General features: G+C 40.4%; 26 protein-coding genes and 6 pseudogenes. 9 read left to right on the top strand and 23 right to left on the bottom strand.

All coding sequences use genetic code 11. The features are described from left to right. From BLP46_RS13010 to mobQ, 4 genes and pseudogenes are all read left to right on the top strand, one after another. Positions 1-504, top strand: a pseudogene (locus BLP46_RS13010) (recombinase family protein); the annotation flags it as partial. 71 nt (positions 505-575) lie between these two features. Next, a complete protein-coding gene (locus BLP46_RS05780) occupies positions 576-773 on the top strand; it encodes a DUF3847 domain-containing protein (RefSeq protein ID WP_092977009.1) in 198 nt (65 codons plus the stop codon). After that, a complete protein-coding gene (locus tag BLP46_RS05775; protein ID WP_092976997.1) occupies positions 755-1165 on the top strand; it encodes a hypothetical protein in 411 nt (136 codons plus the stop codon). The genes BLP46_RS05780 and BLP46_RS05775 overlap by 19 nt, the downstream gene beginning before the upstream one ends. Positions 1166-1174: 9 nt before the next feature. After that, positions 1175-2872, top strand: a pseudogene (gene mobQ, locus BLP46_RS13475) (MobQ family relaxase). 191 nt (positions 2873-3063) lie between these two features. On the opposite strand, the gene BLP46_RS05765 reads toward mobQ, so the two are convergent. The 14 genes and pseudogenes from BLP46_RS05765 to cas6 form a co-directional block, all read right to left on the bottom strand. Further along, positions 3064-3264 carry a hypothetical protein gene (locus BLP46_RS05765; RefSeq protein WP_092976994.1) on the bottom strand — a complete coding sequence of 67 codons (201 nt, stop codon included), beginning with the start codon at positions 3262-3264 and terminating at the stop codon, positions 3064-3066. A gap of 35 nt (positions 3265-3299) precedes the next feature. Further along, entirely contained in the window at positions 3300-3749 is a 450-nt protein-coding gene (locus tag BLP46_RS05760; RefSeq protein ID WP_092976991.1) for a hypothetical protein, read from the bottom strand. Between the two features lie 81 nt (positions 3750-3830). Then, positions 3831-4421, bottom strand: a complete 591-nt coding sequence (locus tag BLP46_RS05755) for a VanZ family protein (protein ID WP_092976988.1) — start codon at positions 4419-4421, stop codon at positions 3831-3833. Continuing rightward, the gene (locus BLP46_RS05750; RefSeq protein ID WP_092976985.1) at positions 4411-5697 is read right to left on the bottom strand and encodes a permease prefix domain 1-containing protein; all 1287 of its coding nucleotides are present in this window, start codon (positions 5695-5697) and stop codon (positions 4411-4413) included. The genes BLP46_RS05755 and BLP46_RS05750 overlap by 11 nt, the downstream gene beginning before the upstream one ends. Continuing rightward, positions 5694-6044, bottom strand: a complete 351-nt coding sequence (locus BLP46_RS05745; protein ID WP_092976982.1) for a PadR family transcriptional regulator — start codon at positions 6042-6044, stop codon at positions 5694-5696. The genes BLP46_RS05750 and BLP46_RS05745 overlap by 4 nt, the downstream gene beginning before the upstream one ends. Positions 6045-6663: 619 nt before the next feature. After that, positions 6664-6942, bottom strand: a complete 279-nt coding sequence (cas2, locus tag BLP46_RS05740) for a CRISPR-associated endonuclease Cas2 (RefSeq protein ID WP_092976979.1) — start codon at positions 6940-6942, stop codon at positions 6664-6666. 1 nt (position 6943) lies between these two features. Then, positions 6944-7492 (bottom strand): annotated as a pseudogene (gene cas1 / locus BLP46_RS05735) (CRISPR-associated endonuclease Cas1); the annotation flags it as partial. 56 nt (positions 7493-7548) lie between these two features. Next, the gene (cas4, locus tag BLP46_RS05730; protein ID WP_092976973.1) at positions 7549-8103 is read right to left on the bottom strand and encodes a CRISPR-associated protein Cas4; all 555 of its coding nucleotides are present in this window, start codon (positions 8101-8103) and stop codon (positions 7549-7551) included. An 8-nt stretch (positions 8104-8111) separates the two neighbouring features. Then, the gene (locus tag BLP46_RS05725; RefSeq protein WP_092976970.1) at positions 8112-8591 is read right to left on the bottom strand and encodes a hypothetical protein; all 480 of its coding nucleotides are present in this window, start codon (positions 8589-8591) and stop codon (positions 8112-8114) included. Continuing rightward, positions 8591-10426 (bottom strand): CRISPR-associated helicase/endonuclease Cas3, encoded by a 1836-nt coding sequence (locus BLP46_RS05720; RefSeq protein WP_092976967.1) that lies wholly within the window; start codon positions 10424-10426, stop codon positions 8591-8593. The genes BLP46_RS05725 and BLP46_RS05720 overlap by 1 nt, the downstream gene beginning before the upstream one ends. Positions 10427-10429: 3 nt before the next feature. After that, positions 10430-11470 (bottom strand): CRISPR-associated protein Cas5, encoded by a 1041-nt coding sequence (cas5, locus tag BLP46_RS05715; protein WP_092976964.1) that lies wholly within the window; start codon positions 11468-11470, stop codon positions 10430-10432. A 14-nt stretch (positions 11471-11484) separates the two neighbouring features. Beyond that, on the bottom strand, positions 11485-12366 hold the full coding sequence (gene cas7i, locus BLP46_RS05710) for a type I-B CRISPR-associated protein Cas7/Cst2/DevR (protein ID WP_092976961.1): 882 nt from the start codon (positions 12364-12366) through the stop codon (positions 11485-11487). Next, the gene (gene cas8a1, locus BLP46_RS05705) at positions 12359-13798 is read right to left on the bottom strand and encodes a type I CRISPR-associated protein Cas8a1/Csx8 (RefSeq protein WP_092976958.1); all 1440 of its coding nucleotides are present in this window, start codon (positions 13796-13798) and stop codon (positions 12359-12361) included. The genes cas7i and cas8a1 overlap by 8 nt, the downstream gene beginning before the upstream one ends. Before the next feature lie 3 nt (positions 13799-13801). Next, positions 13802-14542: a CRISPR-associated endoribonuclease Cas6 gene (gene cas6, locus BLP46_RS05700; protein ID WP_092976955.1), complete on the bottom strand. Its 741-nt coding sequence runs from the start codon at positions 14540-14542 to the stop codon at positions 13802-13804. 391 nt (positions 14543-14933) lie between these two features. Here cas6 and BLP46_RS05695 point away from each other — a divergent pair, with 391 nt between their 5' ends. Then, complete coding sequence (locus BLP46_RS05695) at positions 14934-15860, top strand: LysR family transcriptional regulator (protein ID WP_092976952.1); 927 nt, start codon at positions 14934-14936, stop codon at positions 15858-15860. A gap of 52 nt (positions 15861-15912) precedes the next feature. Here BLP46_RS05695 and BLP46_RS13535 read toward each other — a convergent pair. Beyond that, a pseudogene (locus BLP46_RS13535) lies at positions 15913-16008 on the bottom strand (transcriptional regulator); the annotation flags it as partial. 33 nt (positions 16009-16041) lie between these two features. Beyond that, a pseudogene (locus tag BLP46_RS13530) lies at positions 16042-16185 on the bottom strand (helix-turn-helix domain-containing protein); the annotation flags it as partial. Between the two features lie 309 nt (positions 16186-16494). Between BLP46_RS13530 and BLP46_RS05685 the strand changes: the two are divergent. From BLP46_RS05685 to BLP46_RS05670, 4 genes and pseudogenes are all read left to right on the top strand, one after another. Then, positions 16495-16971, top strand: a complete 477-nt coding sequence (locus tag BLP46_RS05685; protein ID WP_092976949.1) for a MarR family winged helix-turn-helix transcriptional regulator — start codon at positions 16495-16497, stop codon at positions 16969-16971. A 2-nt stretch (positions 16972-16973) separates the two neighbouring features. Beyond that, the gene (locus tag BLP46_RS05680; RefSeq protein WP_092976946.1) at positions 16974-17849 is read left to right on the top strand and encodes a DUF6544 family protein; all 876 of its coding nucleotides are present in this window, start codon (positions 16974-16976) and stop codon (positions 17847-17849) included. Continuing rightward, the gene (locus BLP46_RS05675) at positions 17833-18030 is read left to right on the top strand and encodes a cysteine-rich KTR domain-containing protein (RefSeq protein WP_092976943.1); all 198 of its coding nucleotides are present in this window, start codon (positions 17833-17835) and stop codon (positions 18028-18030) included. The genes BLP46_RS05680 and BLP46_RS05675 overlap by 17 nt, the downstream gene beginning before the upstream one ends. 351 nt (positions 18031-18381) lie before the next feature. After that, positions 18382-18492: pseudogene (locus BLP46_RS05670) on the top strand (transposase); the annotation flags it as partial. Between the two features lie 193 nt (positions 18493-18685). Here the strand turns inward: BLP46_RS05670 and BLP46_RS05665 are convergent. The 7 genes from BLP46_RS05665 to fabG all read right to left on the bottom strand — a co-directional run bounded on the left by BLP46_RS05665 (position 18686) and on the right by fabG (position 24787). After that, positions 18686-19492 carry an acetyl-CoA carboxylase carboxyltransferase subunit alpha gene (locus BLP46_RS05665; protein ID WP_318259487.1) on the bottom strand — a complete coding sequence of 269 codons (807 nt, stop codon included), beginning with the start codon at positions 19490-19492 and terminating at the stop codon, positions 18686-18688. Continuing rightward, positions 19471-20334 carry an acetyl-CoA carboxylase, carboxyltransferase subunit beta gene (gene accD, locus BLP46_RS05660; protein WP_092976937.1) on the bottom strand — a complete coding sequence of 288 codons (864 nt, stop codon included), beginning with the start codon at positions 20332-20334 and terminating at the stop codon, positions 19471-19473. The genes BLP46_RS05665 and accD overlap by 22 nt, the downstream gene beginning before the upstream one ends. Positions 20335-20364: 30 nt before the next feature. Further along, positions 20365-21717 (bottom strand): acetyl-CoA carboxylase biotin carboxylase subunit, encoded by a 1353-nt coding sequence (gene accC / locus BLP46_RS05655; protein WP_092976934.1) that lies wholly within the window; start codon positions 21715-21717, stop codon positions 20365-20367. 173 nt (positions 21718-21890) lie between these two features. Beyond that, the gene (locus BLP46_RS05650) at positions 21891-22310 is read right to left on the bottom strand and encodes a 3-hydroxyacyl-ACP dehydratase FabZ family protein (protein WP_092976931.1); all 420 of its coding nucleotides are present in this window, start codon (positions 22308-22310) and stop codon (positions 21891-21893) included. An 11-nt stretch (positions 22311-22321) separates the two neighbouring features. After that, positions 22322-22786: an acetyl-CoA carboxylase biotin carboxyl carrier protein gene (gene accB, locus BLP46_RS05645; RefSeq protein WP_092976928.1), complete on the bottom strand. Its 465-nt coding sequence runs from the start codon at positions 22784-22786 to the stop codon at positions 22322-22324. 15 nt (positions 22787-22801) lie between these two features. After that, positions 22802-24031: a beta-ketoacyl-ACP synthase II gene (fabF, locus tag BLP46_RS05640; RefSeq protein WP_092976925.1), complete on the bottom strand. Its 1230-nt coding sequence runs from the start codon at positions 24029-24031 to the stop codon at positions 22802-22804. 12 nt (positions 24032-24043) lie between these two features. Continuing rightward, entirely contained in the window at positions 24044-24787 is a 744-nt protein-coding gene (gene fabG, locus BLP46_RS05635; protein ID WP_092976922.1) for a 3-oxoacyl-[acyl-carrier-protein] reductase, read from the bottom strand. Positions 24788-24875 lie beyond the last annotated feature (88 nt).

Raw genomic sequence — 24875 nt, 5'->3', positions numbered from 1 at the left:
CCCGAAAAGGTTGATGGCGACCGTGTGCAGGAGGTAGAGATTTATCTTAATTTCATTGGCAAGTTTGATTTGCCGGAGCCTGAATTGACAGCGGAGGAAATCAAGCGTCAGGAACAGATGAAGCGTCACCGTATCGTGAGCCGTGAACTCTATCAGTTGATGAAAGCGGGCAAGCATAAAGTAGGACAGCCTTTTACCCTCAAATGTAAATGTTGTGGCAATTCATTTGAATCAAAGATGTCTAATACGCTATTCTGCACTCTAAAATGTCGAGCGAAATATTATCGTCGGCAAGAATCGGAAAAGCGGAAGCGTGAAATAGTTTGCAATTACTGCGGTAAATCATTCGTTGCTACAAGAAGTGATGTCAAGTATTGCTGCAAGGAATGCAAAGAAGAAGCAAATCGTATCATGCGAAAAGAACGCTACGAGATGAAGAAACAACAAAAGTTGAATCAAAACACTTCCGAAACGGTGTTCAGCGAAGAAAAGAAAACAGCATAATCAATTAACGCTTCGGCGGCTTGTGAGAGCGATTTCACAAGCCGCCTTTTTGATTGGAGGAAAATTATATGATGAATTTTACTGAGAAAGATTATTTACAGGCAAAGCACCGATTGGAAGAAGCGCAGGCTCGCAATCGTGTGAAGGAACGCAAAGCACGAACACATCGGCTTATCCAAGAGGGAGCCATTTTAGAGAAAGCTATGCCGCAAGTTCGGCAAATGTCGTTGGAACAATTGGAGGGCTATCTATGCAGTCTTATCAAATAATCATTATCAACGGAACGCTTCGAGCAATCGGAGCGTTTCTTCTTTTATCCCGAAGGGCGCACTTACTCACCACCCACAAAATGGGCGGTGGTACTGCTAAAGCAGCCGTGCGCTCTCCGAGGGTTGCGGCTCCGTCGGAGCCTTGCGGAAGCTGCCGCAAAGCCGTCACCTTCCGTGCGGTTGCCTGTCCGACAACCGCATTGTCAACGCTGTACCACAGCCTTGACAGCGTGGGTATCGCTGCGGCGACACCCAGTATTACTCATAAGAATTCGCAATACTTTTTGACCCGCCGTTGCAGAAACTTACTCTATACATCTCAGTTTTTCAAAGGCGGATTAGATGCAACGTCACTTTGCAAAAGAAACAAAAATACTGTCCGAAAGGTGTGATTTACAAGAGTGGCAATCTATCATTTAGAAGCAAAAGTCATCAGCCGCAGCTTCGGCAGAAGCGCCGTTGCAGCTTCCGCTTATATGAGCTGCTCCAAGATTTTGAACGATTACGACGGTGTTCTCCACGACTTCACCCGCAAGCGAGGGCTTGTATGGGAGCATATCTTTTTACCCGAAAATGTTCCGCAGGAGTGGCAAGAGCGGAGTGAATTATGGAACGCCGTTGAATGTGCCGAAAAGACAAAGGATAGCCGACTCGCCCGAGAGTTAGTGGTCGCTTTGCCCGTTGAACTTCACAAAGAACAATGGATCAATCTACTGACCGATTATGTCCAAAGCAACTTCGTTGCAGACGGTATGTGTGCCGACGTTGCTATTCACGACACCGACGGTCACAATCCTCACGCTCATATTATGCTTACCGTCAGACCTTTGGACGACAAAGGCAAGTGGCAATACAAAACCGAAAAGGAATACCTGTGCAAGTGTAACGGAGAGGAAAAGGGCTTCACAGCCGCCGAGTTTCTGCTGGCAAAATCACAGGGCTGGGAGAAGCAATATCAATATTTTGTTGGCAAAAAGAAGGTGTATATGCCGCCGTCAGAAGCGGAGCGACACGGCTACGAGCGAGTCAACAAATATCCTAAAAGCACGAAATTCGGACGGCAGAATCCAATCACCGCCCGTTGAAACAGCGTCGAACAGCTTGTGATATGGAGAGAGAATTGGGCGCAGATCACGAACAAATATCTTGATGAAGCGAATCGATCAGACGCCCATATCGACCACCGCAGTCACGCCGCCAGAGGGATTGACGAGCAGCCGACGATTCACGAAGGTTATGTTGCACAAGCTATGGAGCGCAGAGGATTGATCGCTGACCGCTGTGAAATCAACCGTCAAATCAAAGCGGATAACGCTCTGCTCTGTGAGCTGAAAGCTGCGTTTGCAAAGATCTCACAGGCGGTCAAAAATACCATCCCCACCCTCGCCGAAGCGATGGAATCTCTGCGTGAGAAAGTCATTGTTATCAGCTATCATATTCTGCATACAAAAATCGGCAAGCGCAATATTACCGATTATGTTAAGGAGTTAAAGGCAAATTATGAAAGCTACAAGAGTATTGTCAAGCAGATCGCTGTAAAGAAGAAAGAACGGAAGGAACTTCAAAAACAGAAAAAGTCTACTCCCCTTATCAAGGTCATTACTCACCGTGATTTAGCTCGCCGCATCGCCGAGCTGACAGAAGAAATTGAAGAACTGAAATCCGAAAAAGCTCGCTTGCTTGCCGCTATGGAGCGAACCGATGATAAAGATGTATCTACGGTCAATGACAGCCTTGACAGAATGCGGTCTGCTTTGAAGGAGTTAGACAAACGAGAAGCAAAATACACCGCCGAGCTGAACGAAGCCTTGCAGCAGTACGCTGAGTACAAAGAGCAATCCAAAGAATTCAACACAGGCGAATTTGGAAAAGCTCGTTTGGATATTCGCTCCGATAAAGAGCGCAATGCCCTCAATCAGATTTTAGATTCATACGGCGAACATTTCTCTCGCAGCACATTTTTCAGCAGTGTCCGTGACGCAGATATGAAGCTCGACGACGAGATTAATATGCCTGCCGTCCGTGAATACGTTTATCAGCAGTGCAGACAAGCACATCAACCGCAAAGAAGCAGAAAAACGCACGGGCATGAGAGATAAATTTATATTGAGATGAATTTTATTAGGGTCATTTTATGCTAAAGTTATAGTTTTCTTTATAATTGAAATATAACAAAAAGGGCAAAAGCAAATAAAATTGTACCTTCGCCCTTTTTCGTTAATTATGTTATTTTTGCAAATGCGAGAATCAAATACGTTTTTTATAAAGCGACAATGTTAGAAGTGATGGTTTAAGCGTACTTGCCAACATACAATTCTGCGTGCTGCGTACCACTTGAATAATAGATCTGTTTTCCTCCAACATAACCACAATAATCTCCGGTTCCTGTCCAATACAATGTCCTACCTGCGTCAATTTTAGAAACCGATGGATTAACTGATAAAAACCATTTTGTTTGATACATATTTGTTTCGCAAAAAACATTAGTCACAGTTCCACATACGTTGTTACCATAATTATTCTTATTTATATATGCTTTTGCACCTGCAGTAGCATAATTATAGCTTTTTTTGCTGTAACAGGACTAGCGGAATTAATTGATATGTTTGTAGTATTTTCTTCTGTGTTAAAATAGTTCAAAGTTGATTCTTTAGATTGCAACCCAGATATTGACTCTTTAGTTATTCTATCATACTCAGGGATTTCAACTTCTGCAATATACCTCAATTCTTTTTCAAAAGAATTAGAATCAAAGTTTACTTCATTATCATTTGTGTTTTCAGGAAGTCCATATTTTTTTAGTTCTTCTTTGGATAAAATATGGATATTTGTTCCATACTCCGAGTTTATTTCTGCGATAATTTCATTCATAGAATCCTGATTAGTAACAATATCTTGTTCGGCTGCTAATGCAACAACTGAAATCGAACAGATTATCACGGTTGTCATAATGATTGATAATAACCTTTTAAACATTAAAATTCTTCTTTCAAAAATTAATAAAATACATTCCAATAGCTCGGTTTTGTGCGCACTAAAACATTGCTCTTGAAAACATTATTGTTTAACCCTAAACTTATAGAAAATATTTTGAATGCTTGGTGCTTTGGATAGCAAAATATAAATAAGATAACCTATTAAAGCACCCAACATATTTAACCATAAATCGTCAATATCAGTTCCACGAGCTTGAGGTAATTGAAGCAACTCAATACATAAGGACATAAATAATGCTATCAAAACGATTTTTTTGACTGATATATTTCTCCAGAGAACTGATATAAAGAAGCCTATTGGGATAAAAATACATACGTTTCCAATTATATTTATAACAAAATAAATATAATTGTTGTATGTATTGATTTCATTGTATGTATCAAAAACCACTTTGCCCGGAATAAAATTGATTTCCCCAAAAATATTTTGATTGAGAATATAACTTGAAGTATTGCCAAATTCTATTTTGGGTATAAAGGTTTGAGAAGCTACACCAACACAATACATCACGAACAGAAACAGTCCCAGTTCATGAAGCCAATTCTTTTGTCTATGCTTTTTTAATATAAGTATAACAAATCTAATAATGCTGTATAAAGGTATGGAGCATACCATATAAGGGATTGAGTTTAAAATATAATCATAAATCATGTTTGCTTCTCCTTGATTTTTGTTTTATCCATTCCTTTACTATATCCTCATGTCTGCTAACAGAAAGGTTAATGCCTATAATGATTAAATCAATTAATGTAAAAACTCCTCCGCTTGCTATGAAAGGAATGTTTATATACATTTCCCCAAAGAACTTAAAATTACAAATTATGGATCCTAACAACTGAAATGTTATAATGAAGAAAGTAATCCACGCTGTTATTTTACCAATCTCAGTTTTTTGTTTACGTGCAACATTAGCCATAACTAACAGCAAACTAATAAAAACAACAAATATGCATCCTACTCCCAAATAACCATATTTTTGCAACAATATGATAAACGGATATTTTTCTAACATCAGTCTTTCTGTGGCTGATTCAATATTATAATCTTCTGTAGCATAAAAGCCAGCAGTACTAACAGAATCATTAATTTTTTGTTGAAAAAATGAATCATATGAGATTAAATTAGGCATTTTTAGATTAAAAAACAAAAATAGAAAACATAAGATAATTAGCGTTACAACAAACACAGCAACAGTCAAAAATGCGCAAGGAATCGATAATAAAAACCAATTATTTTTTATACCATAAAAAATAATTAACGCATAGATTGTCGATATTATCGCTATTGCGGGAACAGAGCTAATCAAAAAAGATAATAGAAATGGTGGAATCGTAAATATTGTAAATAGAATCAAACCATATGTCTTGTTGCTTTCTTTTAGGTATAATGCCACTAATGACAGTGAAATAGGAAATAGTAGCAAGGTGTAGAATGTATAATTATATCCAATACAGTGTATACCATTCCTCGCTTCAAAAGCAAAAAGAAAGGCAGAGAAAAAAAGGTGTACTGTGTAAATTGCTAAAGGATGACGAAGCAGAAAAGTATAATCGAAGAAATATAAAGCAACTGCTGCAAAACAACCAATCCCAATAGCAATAAAATTATTTTTGCTTAAAGTACCCTCTAACAAATAATGAATAATTACTCCTAATACAAGGAAGGCGGTCGTTAGTTCAATTAACAATATATTAATCTTAGGTCTATATGCACAATCTAATTCTTTACCTATTTTTTGAGGATCGCCCATGGATTTTATCGCTTCTTCCAGTGCTGGATCAGAGTCCATACCTTGATTAACATAAGCATCAAATTGATCCTGTATATGTTGTTCTAAATCCTGCGTAGCAATTTTTCTTGCACGCTTCCAGCGAATATTATTTTGAACTGCTTGGATATAAGCTTCTATAGAATGGGTAGGTTTCAAATTGCAGCTCCTTTCTCAACGAATAAAATTGAGTTAATCGCACTTGAATACTGTTCCCATTCTTTAGACTTTTCTGCTAAGTATGCTTTACCTTTTTCAGTAATATGATAGTATTTTCTTTTTTTCCCAGGTGTCTTACTGTTATTGTCACCCTCATAAGTATCTACATAATCTTTGACTTCAAGATTATGTAACAGGGGATAGAGTGAGCCGGCTGATAAACTAAAAACATTTTGAGATTGTTTTTCCAATTGTTCAATAATCTGATAGCCATACATATCTTGATTTTCGAGAAGTTTAAGTACAAGCATATCCACATTTCCGTATGTTAAAGTTTTATTTCCCATAAAGACCTCCTAATAATAAATATCGGATTTCGATATTTATTATATATCGAAATCCGATATTTGTCAAGATGCTATTTGAATGTTCATTTGAGATAGAAGTGAGGCATACATCATAAAGCTAACAAAGCAATCTTAATCACAAGAGGGCACATAAAAAGTGCTTTTTGGCAATACTTTTAGATTTTTTACTTACTAAAAAATGTTTTTATGGTTTTGTTTGTTGTGTTAAGATCGAAAAAAATATCGCAAAATAATATATTTGGCAGAAAATACCATTGACAAAACTCAAATCAGTATGGATAGATTTAACGTATTCGCCTGCGATGACCGCATCCGATACAGTTTAAATTTACATTCCAGTATGGATAGATTTAAAGTTCGCCGGATACCGCCAGCGGAGATTCTTTAAGTCTATTTACATTCCAGTATGGATAGATTTGAAGGCATCGGCAAAACAGCCCGGTGTTTATCCTGCTTTGGGCAGTGTGTTTTGTCTATCTGCCTTGTGATTTGTATTTATTTCTTTTATTTGTTTATAAATTTTTTCAAAACCGCATATTGTTCTGATTTTTCGCCGTTGTCAACCTACGGTGTTTTTTGCTTCATATGGGGTTGACAATCATATAAAATTCGATGTTTTGTCTTCAAATTTGCCCCAAAAGTCCTTGCTCATCCACCTTTCTTCGCGAGTATGAAACGTAATTACCGAGTCGGTGTCCTTGCGAATGTAGTGCTCAAGTTCCTTTTTCAGCGCAACCGAGTTTGGTTTGCTGAGGTTGCCCTCAAAGACGGAGTTTTGAATGTGCGTCAGGTACTTTTTGCAGGTCTTAAACACCTTTGGCAAAATCTTTTTGCCCTCGTCGTCCGTTACAATGTCATAAACAAGTATTACATACATTTTACCACCAAATTTCAAACCCTTTGTACTCTTTTTCTCCGATTATATGCTTTATCAGCTTGTATAGCTCAAGCCGTATCAAAAATTGATACGAAACATCTTTTTTTAGCTCTTTGTGAGAAATTGTTTGCTGTAATCTTTTGTCAAGCTCTTCCATAATCGTTCGCGAAGCCTTTTGTGTGAGCTGAAGTCCGTTAAGGCCGTCAACAAAGCTGTTTGCGTTAATCTGGTTTCGGTTGAGCAGTGAGAAAATAAGCCTGTCTGCAATCAGTGGTTTGAATACTTCCGAAACATCAAGCGCAAGCGAAAATCTTCGTGTTCCCGGCTGGTGCAAAAAACTGATGGTCGGGTTGAGCTGGGTCTTATAAATTTCCGCAAGTGTTTTTGTGTATATCAGTGAATTAACAAACGATATAAGGCTGTTTATCATGTTATCCGCAGGGTGATATACCCTTTTGTTAAAATCTATGTTTTGGTCAATTATGACGTTCCAGGCTTTGTAATATTCCTGCCTGATATTGCCCTCAACGCTCATAAGTTCCTCAATTGATTCAACGCTGTCTTTCATTTTCTTTGCTCCTTAGGGTTTCAGTGTGGAATTATACCTCACCGAAAGACTGAATGGAATCCGCCGCCATAAAGGTGGGGACATCTGCACTTAGTGTATATTACGCAAAATTCGTAATATGCGCACGACTTGCAGATTTTGTTCTGAGTTTTTGCAGGCGGCAGGGGAGACTTAACAATGCTCTTTATCTCTTGTATTGCCTTTTTAAGCACGTCTTCGTCAGCCTCAGTCAGTTCAATATCAACGCTTTGTCTAAGCAGCGGATAGTCAATTCTGCCCCTCAATCCGTCAACGCCTCTGCTTTTAAGATAAAAAATATAGTATTTAAGCTGCCAAATCCCCGCTTCTTCTATTTTGCGGCTCTTTTTTACATCGTGCAACATTCCGTGCTCTGCGATAAAATCTATGTTTATGGTGTTGTCAATCATAATGTGTTTGTTGGCTCGCTTGTATGAGGTTTCGTCAAGAATTTTTCCCATTTGAACATTTTCGTTGCCGTCTTCCATTGAAAGCTCGTTTGAAAAGTACCATAGCTTGCGCTTGCAAACAAAATAGTAATAAATTTGCATACCGCTGATTTCTTTATATGCCATCGTCCACCTCAGATGAAATTATCAAATCCACCGTCTTTATACTCTTTTATCATTTGGATTCCTCTTTCGTTGTCGTATTTGCAGTTTTCGAGGATTTGGATTCCGTCTTTCCTCATCTTATATTTAATCAGTTGACGGTTTCCCTTGTCTGCATAGTATTTTGAAACAGACACCGTAAAGTCTGTTATTCTTGAATTTGCTATTATCTTATCTTCCTTGGAACTTTCAAAATCATTGATGATTCTCAAAGATTCTTCGATGACGGCACGGTTTGTTTCATCCTCATATACCTCAATCGGTATTACGTCCACACGGTTAATCAAACGAAAATTGTCCTTATCATTTAAATAATTTAGATTTCTCTCTAAGAGTGAAAAAGTTTTACCGTAGTTATTAACATATTTTGAGCCGTTCAGATTTTCAACAGAAAGATATTTTTCAATCGGCTCGGACTTTTGCTTTTCGTTTATTATGCCGCTTACGCTCATTATGCCTTTTTTTGAAAGCTCATATATTGTCTCTCGTCCGCAAAGCGGTATCTTTTTGCATTGCCCTGCTGTTCGGTAAACACATAGCAATTGCAGTCAGTTTTAAAATAGTCTTTACTGCCCTTTCTGTTTACCCATCCAAAGCGCTGAAACAGCGAAAATAAATCGGAAAGTTCCGTAAAAAGAATGTCAAAGTCAATGTCAAGGCTTGCCTCAACCACCGAGGTTGAGACCCAAATTTCGGTTTTGTCTTTGTTTTCTTCTTTGGTTGCAGCCAAAATTCGTTCTTCTTTGTCGGCTCTGTCCTTTTTGATAAATCCTGAGTGAAACAGGTTTATTTCAATGTCCTCGTCTGCGCAATAATCGCTCAGCTTGTCAAAAATTTTCGTGGCAATGTCAATTGAGTTGCACACAACAAGAAATTTTTTTTCTTTGTCGCACCTTATTTTTTGAACGGTGTTCCAAATATCATCTGCCGTCATACAAGCTTCGGTCACACTTACGTTGTGTTTGAGTATTCCGTCACCCGAAAAGTCTGCGGACTTGAATCCGTCGCCCAAAATTTTGGTTAATTCACACCTTACAAACGGCGGAAGCGTGGCGGTAAGCACCGCAATTTTGCCTCCCATAATGTGAATCATTTTTATTGCGTACATTATGGTTGCAAGCAGTTCAGGTGAGTAAACTTGGATTTCGTCAATTATGAATTTGGAATAAGAGGCGATTGCCAGCTTGTATTCGTAGCAAGGATATTTGAGCGCAAAGTCAAAGATTTGGTCGGGGGTGCACACCGTTATCGGAAGTGAAAATTGCCTGGTCATATACAGGTAATCAAAATCAAAATCCTGGTTTTGCTCAAGGTCATTTTTTAGGTAAACTTCTTTTACGTCGGAGTGAATAAGCGCAACTCGGTTTTTGTATTCATCGCCTGATTTTTCGTTTGTAAGTTTTACAAGCCTTTTGAACATAGCGTTGATTGCGGTTTTGAGCGGAAGCACAAAAAAGCATTTGTTGTTGCCGCACCACAACAACCCGGCTTCGGTTTTTCCCATACCCGTGGGTGCGGTAACAACAATATTTTGGTCTGTGTTCTCAAAGCAGAATTTTTGCAAATTATTAAGTTCTATATTGTTTTGCCTTTGCCAATCGTTTATTTTGTCAAGCAAAAATTCGTTCGGAAGTTCACATTCAATTCCGCCGCTCGCAGTGTAATCGCATTTGTGCAGAAAGCCTTTGAGCAGTACGGCACGTTGCTTTTGCTCAGAAACCAGACTCTCTGCGAAAAAATGACCGATATTATTAGCAAATTTTATTATTTTGATTTTCGGCGGAAGATAACAGTCAAAGCAGTTAAGGCTGTCTTGCAATCTGTCATAGTGACTTCGAATAAACGCCGCATATTTGCCTTCATCGCGATAGTGATGATACAACACGCTGAAGCAAACCGATGAATAGTCGTCGCATTTTTCTTTGTCAATAAAGAATACAGAAAGGGTATTGTGAGGAATTTCTTTGTCTTCGTCAAACCTCACCTTTATATTTTTAAAGATTTTGAGTTTAATTCTTTTCTGAAATTTCCCGTTCATCTTGCCGAGGTCGTGACAAAAGCATGTGTAAATCAGGTCATTTATCATACTTTCGTCAACATAGCCAAGTTCAATTAATCTTTCCGCCGCTTCAATTACTTTTTGTGTGTGGGTTAAAAGAGACTCTGTTTCTTTTGCATAAAATTTGCTTAGGTCATATTTTTTAAATAGCTCCTCAACATACTGATTAATATGTTCAGCGTTGTGCAGACAGTTTGGTGCGTTCGTTTTAAGTGATTTGTCTTCCATATTTTACACCATAAATACAAGGTATTCTTTATTGTCGATAATATCCACGGCGGCGTTTTTGCAACCCTCGTCAGCGGCAATTCCGTTTGTATAAAGGACAGGAATTTTATTGAATATTCTTTTGTCGTCAACTACGGTGTAATCCTTGTTGAGCAAATATTTTGTTCCGTACAACGGCAATTGTTCTTCATTTTGAAAAAGCAGAACATCATCGTCAATATATTCTATCGGCATATAAATATGAATGTCCTCATTGATTGCTCCGTCTTTTGAAACCTGCTGCAAATCCACCTCGCGGCAGTCGAGCACTTCAACAAAGTCTTCGCTTCTGCCGATTGCCGTAAGGTTAAAGATATTGTCAACGATGTCCTGCATTGTTTTTTCATCGCTCTGAATATGTATTATCAGTTCAACGTCGCAAAGCAGTTCATAGTATTTGGGAGCTTTGGTGGGAGTTTTAAATCGTGACTTAGGAATGTCGTACTTCTGAGTAACCAACGCCTTGTATGCGTTCTTAATGTTTTTTACCCTCTTGGCAAAGGCTTTGACTTCGGCTTCGGGAATTTCTTTGTCCTCTTTCATAGTCTTGAGCTTAGCGGAGTATTTGTCAACAACGTTCTTTTTAAGCTTGTCAAAATGCTTTTTTCTTCTGTTCAAAAACCGATATTCTTCTATCAGCTTTTGATTTGCAACGTTTATGGTAATCCCCTTGTCAAAGTCGTTGTTCTGTGTATTTAGGGCGGTTGCAACAACCTCGTAGGCTGAGCAAAGCATATCGGGATTTTTCATTTTTACAAGGATTCCTCTGTCTTTTTTCAGAGAGTCTAAAAATATATCCTCCTTGAACAGCCTGCGTTTAAGAGAGCCGTAGCTGCCCTGAATACTCAGCTTCATCGGGTGATATTCCGTATAGCCGCACGCCTTGTGCAGTGCACCGATAACTGTTGAGTATGTCGGCAGGGGATAGGTCATACGGCAGTTTACGGTTTCTTCACGTCGATAGTTTGCCGTGTTTTGTTTTATATGAAGTCTTATTGCTTTCATAAAAGTTTATCACCTCAGGCTGAATAGTAGCTCTTGACCTGCTCTCTCAGCTTGTCAAAAAATTCCGGAACGCTCAGAGGTGCAAGCTCACGGACAATGTCGTCCTCGTTAGCAATCTTTCCGTTCTTCAAAAGACCGCACTTAAAGTCGCCGCCAAGCTTTTGCTTAATCGGTTCAATGTGAAGCTTGTTGTTGTCCATAGTTACGGCGTTTTCAAAGTAATGGGTTTTGCGAGGAGAAAGTCCGCCAACAACAAAAACAGGCTCTGCATTGTCAAGGTTGCCCTTTACAACCAGCGAAAGGTTCTCAACTGCGTCAAGGAGCGCAAGCACACGGCTGCATTTTTCTTCATTGCCAGCTTCTGCGTCAAAGTTTTTGTCAACGCCCACTTCGTCAAGGGCAATAGTCATACTGTAAATTTTAAGCGACTTGTCATATTCATACTGATACGGCATAAGTCCGACGTCCTTTGCGTTATTTTGAACATTAAGACCGTTTGCGTTTGCATAGTTTGTTGCAAGATACAGATTGTTGTGGAATCTTGTGTCGTTAATGAATGGGTTGGGTGATACTGCGTCGGTCAGATAGAAAGAACTATTGCGAATGTATGTCAAATCTCTTGTAGACATATAGCCTCCCTCAAGGGCACGGCAAGTTGCGGCGTTTACTCCGTCTTTGTCAACAAGCTTTTGCATTGCGCCGTCAATTGAGGTCTGCAAATCGTCATACAAACCGGACTGAACACAAATTGCGTTTTTCAGGCTTTCTCTGCTGCGAGTTGCATAGGACTTTTGGTTTCTGTAAACTTTTTGAACGCTTGAAATGTTTCCGAGTCCCTCTCCGTAATTGCTGGTCATATTAGCGATAACTGTTAAAGTAATTGCGTTTTTATTCATTTGTGTTGTCTCCTTTATCATTTGAATTTTTATTAAATGCGCTGGCGAATGCAAATACAAGGTCTTTGTTTTCTTCCGGGTTTTCTTCCGGGTTTTCAAGAAATTTGTAGATAAATCCGAACTCGGTTTCTGCGTATGAAGATAGGTTAAGAAGAATTTCGGTTACCCTGTCATAATCGTGAGCTATCAGCGCACCTATTATTTTCTGTTGAAAAGAGCTGATTTTATTTTCAGCCTTATCTTCTTTTAACTTTAGTGCTGTATGGTATCCTGCACCCCTTGCAATTCTGATGTCATTTGCTAACATATCATCTTGTCCTTTCCATTCAAGATTAATTTCTATCATCTTCTTAATAAGGTATGATGTGTATTGGCTTGAATTTTCATCACTGCACAATACTTTGAGCATAAAAAGAATAGAATCGTCAAGCACCTCATCATTTAGGCATTTTTCGTATATTTCCTTATCAAGATTAAAGTAATAATTTTCGCCGATTTTGTAGCTGAATTTAAATTTTTGGTCTTTCAGCTTTTGAAGCCTTTTCAGACGTTGCGAGCGAACAAACAGCGTTTTGTAAAAATCCTCGTCACGGTTTTTTGAGATTATCTCAACATCGTAGTCTATAAAGTACTTTGAGTTTTTAAGTACCGTAAGCAGTTTGTTCTTTGCGTCGGTATCATTGATGTCATCAAGGCGTCTGCTGATTTCTCTGTTGGTTTCAACAAGCGTTGAAATACTGTAATTGTTGTTTACAAAGTATGTTTCGTACATACTCGGGTTTGAAAATGCAAAGGGGATAAAGTCAAATTCGGGAATATCGTTAGTGACAAAACTGTCTTTGTTAAAGCAATATCCCAAATATTTGGTTTTTCGCCCCTCGTCAACATTGTATCCGTTAATCCTGCAATGCTTATTGCTGTCGGTAAACAAAAGGTTTTGATTGCAAAAGTTTGTGTACATATTTTTGCCGTATCTAAAAGTGCTTTTAATGATTTTTGCTCGGTTTTTACTGATTTTATTTAGGAAAAAATCAGCGTTACTTCCTTCAAACTTTGTTTTTCCAAATACCTCTTTAAACACGGTTTTGCTTTTGATAAGTTCGTTTATCCTTTTTATCTCGTCCTGGTTAAACTCATCGCTTTTAAGCAAATTCTCAATAGTGAGGTGAGTCATTGAATCCCTAAAGTGTGACTGGGCAAATTCAAGATATTTGTCTTCGGTAATGCTCTCCTGATTGTACACAATGCCGTCAAATCCGCTTATGGCTGTTTTAGGCTTGTCCGAGATATTTTCAAGCACTAAGTAGTCAATTCCAAATTCGGTAAAGAAATTGACAAGCCCAGTAATTGCAGCCGAATACCTCCAATCGGTTGGCTGCAAAAGGGTGTTGTAGGATTTTCCGCCGTATGAAAAATCTGTTGTTTGTTTCAAATATTACACCTCCAATCCGTCTGAGATAAGTTCGGCAAACCCGAAACCTGCCGATTTGCGGGAGCCAATTCCGTACTTTAAGAAATGGTTGATTACCGCCTTGTCTTTGGCTTGAATCACAAAGTTTCCGAGACTGCACTCAATTTTGCTTCCGTAGTGGGTTACCACCGTCTTTTTTGACATTATCGGGACAAGCCTGATACCCTCTGACAGTTCGTCCGAAAAGCCTGCGCTTTTTAGCTGGCGGCAAAGAATTTCAGAGCTTTTTTCCGAAAAGTTTTTGCTGTTGACTGAATAATAAATGTCCTTTTTCTCTTCCTTAAAATGCTCTCGCAGACAAAGTGGACTGAGCATTTTTACAAGGGCTTTGTCCGATTCCGAAAGATTTTCGCGAAGCTGAGTAACATCTGACAACGTCATTTGATTTTCAAGCGGCATTTTAAAGGCCTTTCTTTTTTGACCGATTAAAGTGAAAAAGAATACATAGCCCAGCGTTTGGTCGCCGGTTGAAATTGTGACCTCCATCCTGTTTGCCGACAGTATAATTTTATTGTCGGCAAAATTTGGGTTTGGCAGCCTTACGGCAAAGGTCAATGGGCGAACCTTTGGCACATCGTACACTTGATTGAAGAACTTTCCGTCCAACGGTGCAGATAGCGTAGACTTAATGTACGACATAAGCACTTTGCGATAGTCCATAGGCAGAAGCGGATTTTTAAGTGAAAATTTCAGTAATAGCTTCATTTTTACCTCCTTGTTATATTTAATCACATTAAATTTTAAATTAAAGATAATACTTTTGTATTTGCCTATTATTGAATTAATATATGTTTTAGAAAATAATCTCAAATTATGACACTGTTTAGAATATTATATAAAATATAGATGTTTTTTTAATAATTATTGTGTTTTTTGTATTCATTATACATTATTTGTAAGAAAATTTAAATAGAAACAAATTGTGAACAAGAAATTATGTAAATGTGCACAAGGCGTGGTGACTATATTTCACCACGCCTTGTGTTTTATAAAAACTTAAATTTTGTTGCTTCAAATCATATAATGCTTACAATAAAAAATGGTTTGTTGACGTAGAATATCCGTTATGATAAAATTTAAGTACGGAGATGATTATATGACCTTGCAGCAGCTAAACTATGCAATTACAATTTCGCAGACAGGCTCAATGAACAGGGCGGCGGAGCAGCTTTATATTTCTCAGCCATCGCTAACAAACTCAATCAAAGAGCTTGAAAAGGAGCTTGGAATAACAATTTTTAACCGCAGCGGCAGGGGAGTGACGCTGACTGCGGACGGAACAGAGTTCATTTTATATGCACGCCAGGTTTACAGCCAGTATGATAATTTGCTTGAAAAATTCGGAAAAAACGGAAACATAAAAAAGAAATTCGGAGTTTCTACTCAGCATTATTCGTTTGCCGTAAAGGCGTTTGTTGAGATGGTTAATACATTTGACACCACAAAATATGAATTTGCAATCCGTGAGTGCAAAACCCTTGATGTTATTAATGATGTGAGTACCCTTAAAAGCGAAATCGGTATCCTTTATCTGAGCGACTTTAACCGAAAAGCTATTCAAAAACTGCTCAACAGCAACGGCTTGGTATTTAACAAACTGATTGACTGCGACGCATATGTTTATCTTTGGAAAGGTCATCCGCTTGCAAATAACGAGTCAATCACATTTGAAGAGTTGTCGGACTACACCTGCCTTTCGTTTGAACAGGGCGACAGCAGCTCGTTTTATTTTGCCGAAGAGATACTCAGCACAAACGAATATCCGCGCACAATCAAGGTTTGCGACCGTGCCACAATGCTTAATTTGATGGTCGGACTGAACGGCTACACGCTTTGCTCGGGAATTATTAGTGAGGAGCTGAACGGCACGGATTATGTTGCGGTTCCGTATAAGGCGGACAAGGTCAACCCCAACAGCGTTATGGAGATTGGCTATATTGTAAGAAAAAATATTATCCTCAGCCAAATGGGGGAGATGTACGTTAAAGAAATCAGGCGTTATCTCGGCATAAAAGATGACTGAGTAAAAATAAAGGCTATAAAATGAAAACGGACGGTAAAACCGCCCGTTTTGTTTACTCTTTTGCCTTACATAAACCGTTGACGGTTGCTTCTACAATAGACAGTTCTTTATCATCTAAATTGTTGAGCTGTGCGTCTAAGCGTTTGCGGGCGGAACTCTTATTGACTTCTTTATTTGGAAATTACTCGTCAACCGAAATGTTGAACATCGTCACAAGCTGAATGAACAGCTCCAGACTCGGCTTTTGCCCCTCATTTTCAATCGCCTGTAAATGCCTTGGGCCATAGTCAACGATACGGGCAAGCTGTTCTCTCATCATACCTTGTGCTGTTCTGGCTCATTTTATAGCCAGACCGATTGGCGTAAAATCGAAGTCAAAATCATTATTTCTTTCGTCCATAAGCTCACCACCTATACTCTAAAAATCTTACCCTTATATTTTACAGAGATTTGGCTTCCTATTAAACGGTCTGAAACTTCTTGTAGTAAGAGATATAATCTCTGTGGCAAGGAAGTCGAAAAGCGTTATGAAAATTTTTGTGAATTTTTATCTGAGGGCTTGACATTGTAGTAACAAGTTACTATACCTAAAATGAGCAGGAACTTGTTACTACCAAACGGAGGCACACATAAAATGACCGAACTATTTGAGCAATTCAACTGCGATACGCAGCACAGGATGCAGGCAATCTTTTCAAGTATTTTTGTTTTGCAAAATCGTATGCAGACCGCTGGCGAAAAACTTCAAACCGAAATATCTATGAAACAATGGCTTCTGCTTGCAATGACGGAGTGTTGCCCAGAGCCACGAACACTAACGAACATCGGAAACTTGATGGGATGTTCAAGGCAGAATGTAAAGAAATTAGCGTTAGCACTTGAAAAGAAAGGTTTTGTCCATCTGCTATTAAGCAGCAACAACTCCGTTCTTGTTGAACCGACAGAAAAGGTGCAACGCTATGCTGAAGAAATCGGAGAACGGCATATGAAGGCATTAAGTCTGTTATTTTCCGATTTTAGCGAAGAAGAAATTGGACAACTATTTTCCCTCTATTCAAAGCTCTATGTAGGATTAGAGAGAATAGAAAGCTATGTGGAGGAATTAGATTAACTATGAAAGAAGTGAGGAAAAGAAAAGTGTTTATAGTGATTGGTGTATTGTTTATACTTGTTGGTATTATTTTGATATGGTTTAATATTCCATACTCCCCAGTAAAAAGAGATTTTCAGAAAGACATTGATGCTCTTATATCTGAAAATCAACTACAGATAAATGATGAGGTTTTTGAAGAAGAAGATTTTAGCAGCCTGCCTACTGCTATTCAGAAGTACATACAAGAGTGTGGATATATTGGAAAACCCAAAATGTCCTATCTCAAGATGGAATACCACAATGTCGATTTCTCACAGGGCAGAAACGGTCCCACTCTAAAAATCGACTACTCACAATATAACTTCATCAATGAGCCTTGCCGAATGGCACTCATTGACAGCAGTATGTTCGGTATTCCTTTTGAGGGATATGACTACTATCAAAATGGGATTGGCGGTATGAAAGGTGTAATTGCAAAAGCAATTACCTTATTCAACCAGACGGGGGCAGATATGGATAAGACTTGCCTTGCTACTTATCTTGCGGAAAGTTTATTTGCCCCCACCATTTTGTTGCAGGACTATATTTCTTTTGAGGAAACAAGCGATTTTGAAGTACAGGCGACAATCAAATACAAAGGGCAAACGGCAAGCGGTATCTTTACTTTTAATGAACAGTATGAAATGATTTCTTTTACCACAAATGACAGAGCCGCTACAGGAACAGACGGAAGTATGGAATATGTATCGTGGTCTGCAATTTGTAATGATTATCGACTTGCTTCCAATGGCATTAAATATCCTACGAAATTCCAAGCTGTTTGGAATTATCAAGATGGAGATTTGGTTTACTTTGATGGTAGTATCAGCGAGGTATCTTATGGATATAAACAATAAAGCAGAGTGGATACTATGCCCCGTCTGCGGTAATAAAACAAGGGTGCAGATACGGGAAGATACAGAGTTAAAGAATTTTCCTTTGTTCTGTCCCAAGTGCCATAAGCAGACATTGATAAATGCAAAGCAACTGAATATCACAAAAGCAGAAGTGCCAGACGCTAAGACGCAGAGCCGATGAACTTGTGAGATACCTCACAGCTCGTCGGCTCTTTTGTTATCAATTTATATTTGGCAGCACAGCCCACCAAATAAAAAAACGGTGCTTTGGTGGGCTGCTCTGTCACGCCCAAACAAAAATAGTGCAGCCCTCTAAGCCCGTTTAAGGTTTGGAGGGATTTTTATGTGTTGGTCTAATATGACCGCAACGCTGCTCATCAGAAGCAGCGGATACATATAGAGTGTCACGCAGGAACGAGGATAATCTGTTAAAAAATCCTTGCCTGTTCGTGGCACTCTTATGGTTTTTAAATAGAGATTACATTTCTATACCTTTCTATACCATAGGTATAGTTATGTTTATTGCCGCCAAGGGCAAAGTAGTTTAATGATATTTGATAGACACGCAAACTTAAAGTATAAATATGTTTCAAGAAGTTTTTGGTGTAGAGGATATTATGTAGATACAGGTAGCAAGAATAAGTAGGTAAAAATAAACAGCCGCACGTGAGCGGCTGCCTGTAATGGTAATGCGTTGTCAAACTTTCAAATCCCCTTTTAGGGGTTAAGTCCGTAATGCCCTTTTTAGGGGCTGTGCAAACCACTAGTTTACTAGTGGCCTTTTTGATTATATCTGAAGATAAAAATCGGAGCTGTGAAAATCACAGCTCCGTATTTTAGTTATTCTCAATTTTGCCCATCTTGCGAAAACGATTATATCTGTTTTCAATCAGTTCGTCTTTTGGCAAAGCAAGATTTTTTTCAAAGGTACGGTTGACAAGCTTTTTTAAGCTTTCAAATATAGCCTTATCATATTCCTTTGGCTGGCGAATAATACGCTCAATTACGCCAAGGTTGAACAAATCCTGCGCTGTCATCTTGAGAGCTTCAGCCGCTTCGGGTGCCTTTGAGCTGTCTTTCCACAAAATCGAAGCACAGCCCTCGGGGGATATTACCGAATAAACCGAGTTTTCAAGCATCCATACTTCGTCCGCAACAGCAAGCGCAAGCGCACCGCCGCTGCCGCCCTCGCCGATAATAATAGAGAGAACAGGGGTTTTAAGGGACATCATTTCCATAATGTTTTCGGCAATTGCCTGTCCCTGACCTCGCTCTTCCGCACCGATTCCGGGGTATGCTCCGCTTGTGTCAACAAGGCAAAGCACAGGTCGGTTAAACTTTTCGGCTTGTTTCATCAGCCTCAAAGCCTTGCGGTAACCTTCTGGGTGAGCCTGTCCGAAGTTGCGCTCCATACGCTCTCTGGTGTTGCGTCCCTTTTCAATGCCGATAACCGTAACAGGCATATCGTAAAGCATAGCCAGTCCCGCAACAACCGCTTTGTCGTCAGAAAATCTGCGGTCGCCGTGAAGCTCAAAAAAGCTGTCTCCAAACATATATTTTATATAGTCAACGGCAGTCAGCTTTTTGGAGTCTCTTGCCGCTGTAACCTTTTCATATGCCGTCATTTTTCTGCCTCCCCATATCCGTGCATTTTAAGCAGCTTTGCAAGCGTTGCCTTTAAGCCGTCACGGCTTACAACCGCGTCAACAAAGCCCTTTTGCATAACAAATTCAGAGGTCTGAAAATCCTTTGGAAGTTTTTGGCGCATAGTCTGCTCAATTACTCTCGGACCCGCAAATGCAACAAGAGTGTCAGGCTCTGCAAGTATGATATCGCCCTCCATCGCAAACGAAGCCGTAACTCCGCCTGTTGTCGGGTCGGTCAAAACCGTGATGTACAAAAGTCCTGCTTCGCTGTGCCTTTTTACCGCACCCGAGGTTTTTGCCATCTGCATAAGTGACAAAATTCCCTCCTGCATTCTTGCGCCGCCCGAAACCGTGAACACTATTATCGGCAGTCGGTTTTCTGTGGCATATTCAAACGCACGGGTGATTTTTTCGCCTGTAACCGTTCCCATACTTCCTATCATAAAATCGGGGTCCATTACACAAAGTACGGTTTTAATGCCGTTGATTGTACATTCGCCGCACATAACCGATTCTTTTGAGCCGCTTTTTCTTGCTTTTTCAAGCTTTTTTTCATAGCCCGGAAAGTTTAAAATATTCTGAGACTGCATATCGCCATCGTGTTCGACAAAACTGTTTTCGTCTGCAAGGATTTGTATTCTTTGCCTTGCGTTGATTCTGAAGTGGTGACCGCACATAGGACAAATATGGCAGTTTTCTTCCATATCCGTTGTGAGCAGCATTGAGTTGCACTTTGGACACTTGATCCACATTTCTTCGGGAACAAACGGTACGTTTTGCTGTTCGTTCGGTTGTGATTCAAGCTCGTTTTTGGGTTTTACAAAAGAAAAAAAATCCATAACTGCTATCTTCCTTGTATCTGTATATCGTTATTGAATATTGTGTTTTTCTTCAAATTCAGCCATAAAATCCGTTGTGTATTCGCCGCTGACAAATTGTTCGTCCGACAAAATCTCAGCCAAAATATCACGGTTTATGTCAACACCCTCAATAATAAGCTCGGAAAGCGCCATTTTCATCTTTCTGATAGCCTCGGCACGGCTTCTCGCCTGAACAATAAGCTTGCCAATCATTGAGTCGTAGTACGGCGGAATAAAATAATCCTGATAAATCGCCGTATCAAAACGCACAAAAGAACCGCCCGGAATGTGTAGTCTTCTGATTCTGCCGCAGCTCGGTCTAAAGCCCTTTAGCGGATTTTCGGCGTTGATTCTGCATTCAATAACGTTGCCGTGCGTAAAAATACTGTCTTGTGTTCTTGTAAGTTTTGCGCCTGCGGCAATGCGGATTTGCCATTGAACAATGTCAAGTCCCGTTACCATCTCGGTAACGCCGTGTTCAACCTGAAGTCTGGTGTTCATTTCCATAAAATAGAAGTTGTTGTCACGGTCAAGCAAAAACTCAACGGTTCCCGCATTAACATAGTTTACGGCTTTTGCAGCCTTGATTGCGGCAACCATCATATTTTTGCGGGTTTTGTCGTCAAGCGCGGGGCTTGGGCTTTCTTCAATCATCTTTTGGTTTTTGCGCTGAACCGAACATTCACGCTCACCAAGGCAGATGATGTTGTCATACTGGTCGCAGAGAAGCTGCATTTCAATATGCTTTACGGGGTGAATGAACTTTTCAAGGTAGCAGGCTCCGTCGCCAAAAGCAGACTTTGCTTCTGATGAGGCAGACAAAAAAGCGTCCTCAAACTGCTCAATAAAATCAACCCTGCGGATTCCTTTTCCGCCGCCGCCCGAACGAGCCTTGATAAGCAGGGGAAAGCCTATTCTTTCGGCTTCTTTTTTTGCCTGCTCAACATCTTCCACAACGTCGCATCCAGGGGTTACGGGAACTCCGGCTTTGCGCATTGTTTTACGTGCTATGTCCTTGTCGCCGAGGCGTTTAATCATCTCGGAGTCCGGACCTATAAACTTTATGTTGCACTGCTCGCAGAGAGACACAAACTTTGCGTTCTCCGACAGCAGTCCGTAACCCGGGTGAATCGCCTGGGCGCCGCTTTCAATCGCAACGGTAAGTATTGCGGGAACGTTAAGGTAGCTTTCAGAAACTCTGTTTCCGCCAACGCAATAGCTTTCGTCAGCAAGCTGAACGTGCATTGCGTTTTTGTCGGCTTCGGAATATATTGCAACCGTGCTAATGCCCATTTCACGGCACGCACGAATTATTCTTACCGCTATTTCGCCGCGATTTGCAATTAAAATTTTAGAAAACATTTTTTCACATCCAAAAATAAACCTTATAATGATATTCAACAATAATCAAAGGTATTTTCATCCAATAAATAGCCTACGGCTAAAAGATATGGATATCGTTCCACCCTTATATATTTAATTCGGATTTATGTATTCGGCAAAAGCCGAATGATAAACTCAAAGAGATTAATTTACTATTTGTTTTCAACTAAAGCAAACGAAAGCTCTGCGCTTACGCACAGCTTTCCGTCAACATAGCCCCTTGCGTCAATAAAATAGAACGCACCGCGGTTTCTTGTGAGCGTGCAAACGCTTTCAAGAGTGTCTCCGGGTTTTACGGGGCTTTTAAATTTAACCTTGTCCATCTTTGTAAAGTACGGAGTGCAGTTTTTAACTTTATCTGCAAGCAAAACACAGCTTGCCTGTCCCATCATTTCACAGAGAATAACGCCCGGAACAACAGGGTTGCCCGGAAAATGTCCCTGCAAAAAGAATTCGTCTCCCTTGATAGTATATCTGCCTTTTGCAGAATTTTCGTCAATCTTTTCTGCTTCTTCAACCAATAGCATATTGTCGCGATGTGGTAATATTCCTTTGATTTCTTCCTGATTCATAATTATCTCCGTTATTTAATCTTGAAAAGAGGCTGACCGTATTCAACAAGGTCGCCGTCATTTGCGAGAACTTCAACAATTTCTCCGTCTTCTTCAGCCTGAATCTCGTTCATACACTTCATAGCCTCGATAATGCAAACGGTCTCTCCCTTTTTAACCTTTTTGCCTATCGGAGCATATGGGGCGCTGCCCGGAGATGCTGCCGCATAGAATACACCGACAATCGGTGCCTTTATTGCCTTGCCTGCTTCCTTAGGAGGAGCCTGTACAGAAGCCTGTACGGATGCCTGAACCGGAGCCTGTGCAGGTGCCTGAACCGTTGCCTGTACTGTCGGTGCGGCAACAGCCTCCGCCTGTGCGGATTTTTCAAGATGAATCTTTTGACCGTCTGAAGTTTGAAGTTCAAGAACGGAAAGGTCTGATTCTTCAAGAATTGAAATAAGTTTTTTTACTTCTTCATAGTTCACATCAAACATAGTAAAATCCTTTCGTTATATTTTTTTAAACACAACGCAGGCGTCGTGTCCGCCAAATCCGAGGTTGGTTGAGGCGGCAACGTCAACATTGCGCTTTTTGGCTTTATTAGGAGTATAGTCGAGGTCAAGTTCCTCGTCAGGTTCGTCAAGATTTATTGTGGGCGGAATAATTCCGTCTCTTATTGCAAGAACGGCGGCAATCGCCTCAATTGCGCCCGTTGCGCCGAGCATATGACCTGTCATCGACTTTGTGGAGCTGATGCTTGCGTCATACGCCTTGCTTCCGAGAGCTTTTTTTATCGCAAGCGTTTCGGTAAGGTCGTTAAGGTGGGTGCTTGTGCCGTGTGCGTTTATATAAACCTGTGCGTCGTCAGAAATTTTTGCCTCGTCAAATGCAATTTCGATTGCCCTTGCAAGACCTGCGCCCTCAGGGTCGGGAGCCGTAACGTGGTGTGCGTCACAGGTGTTTCCGTAGCCTGCAAATTCCGCATAAATCTTTGCGCCCCTTGCTTTTGCGTGCTCGTATTCTTCAAGAACAAGTATGCCTGCGCCTTCACCCATTACAAAGCCGTCACGGTTTTTGTCAAACGGGCGGGAAGCCTTTTTGGGGTCGGGGTTTGTCGAAAGTGCCTTCATATTTTGAAAACCGGCAATGGTCAGAGGGGCAACTACTGCCTCTGCGCCGCCTGCAATTATTGCGTCTGCATAGCCGGCTTTGATTGCGTGAAAAGCCTCGCCGATTGAGTTGGTTCCGGTTGCACACGCACTCATAACGGAAAGCGAAACGCCCTTTGCGTTAAATCTGATTGCAACGTTGCCGGTTGCTATATTTCCTATCATCTTTGGGATAAAGAAAGGGGAAACCTTTCTCGGGCCGTTTTCGTGAAGCGCAACGGTGTTCTCAACAAAGGTGTTGAGTCCTCCGATACCTGCGCCGATATATACGCCGAGGCGATTTTCGTCAACGGTTCCCAAAATTTTGCTGTCGTCAACTGCCTGCTGAGCCGCGGCAATTGCATACTGGCAATATAAATCTGTCTTTTTTACATCTCGTTTTTCAATGTATTCGGTAGGGTCAAAATTCTTTACGGTGCCTGCAATGTGCACCTTTAAATCGCTTGTGTCAAAAGCGCTGATTTCTTCAATTCCGCAAACGCCGTCAACAAGGTTTTTCCATGTTGTCTCAGCGTCGTTTCCTACGGGGCTTACTGCGCCCACGCCTGTTACAACTACTCGTCTGCTCATATATACCTCCGCTTAAATTGCAAGTCCGCCGTCAACTCTGATAACTTCGCCCGTAACGTATGCCGCTTCGTCGGAGCAGAGAAATTCCACTACCTTTGCAACATCTTCGGGGTCGCCGATTCGTTTTGCCGGAATCTGAGCCTGCATTTCGGTTTTTACCTTGTCCGAAAGGGCGTTTGTCATATCTGTTCCGATATATCCCGGAGCAACGGCGTTTACCGTAACGCCTCTGCCTGCAAGTTCTCTTGCAACAGACTTGGTAAGTCCGATTATGCCTGCCTTTGAAGCGGCATAGTTAGCCTGACCCTTGTTGCCGATAATTCCTACAATTGACGAGGTGCTTACAATTCTTCCGTAGCGTTTCTTCATAAAGTGTTTGTATGTGTGCTTTATCATATTAAACGTACCCTTGAGGTTTACGTTGATAACTGCATCAAAATCCTTTTCATCCATATTAAGCACAAGCTTGTCACGGGTGATTCCCGCATTGTTTACAAGAATTTCAATTCCGCCGAAGTCCTCGATAATCTTGTCTACAACCTGTTTTGAGGCTTCAAAGTCGGACACGTCGCAAAAATACTGTTCAACCTTTGTGCCGTACTGCAAAAGCTCTTTCTTTGCGTTTTCGCCTTCGCTCTCGTCGCCGACATAAAGTATTGCGATGTTTGCGCCCTCTTTTGCAAGTCTTGTTGCAATTGCAAGTCCTATGCCTCTTGAACCGCCTGTGATTACGGCTGTTTTATTTTCAAATTTCATATTTTCCTCCGGATATGTTTTTCAGCATTATCAAACGCTGCGAAAATCTGCGGCGCATTGCCGCAATCAAGTGTATTAAAGCAGGGGA

The sequence above is a fragment of the Ruminococcus sp. YE282 genome, assembly GCA_900101355.1.
GTDB lineage: Bacteria > Bacillota > Clostridia > Oscillospirales > Acutalibacteraceae > Ruminococcoides > Ruminococcoides bromii_A.
The sequence above is the reverse complement of the archived record's forward strand: the minus strand, read 5'-3'. Positions and strand labels throughout refer to the sequence as shown.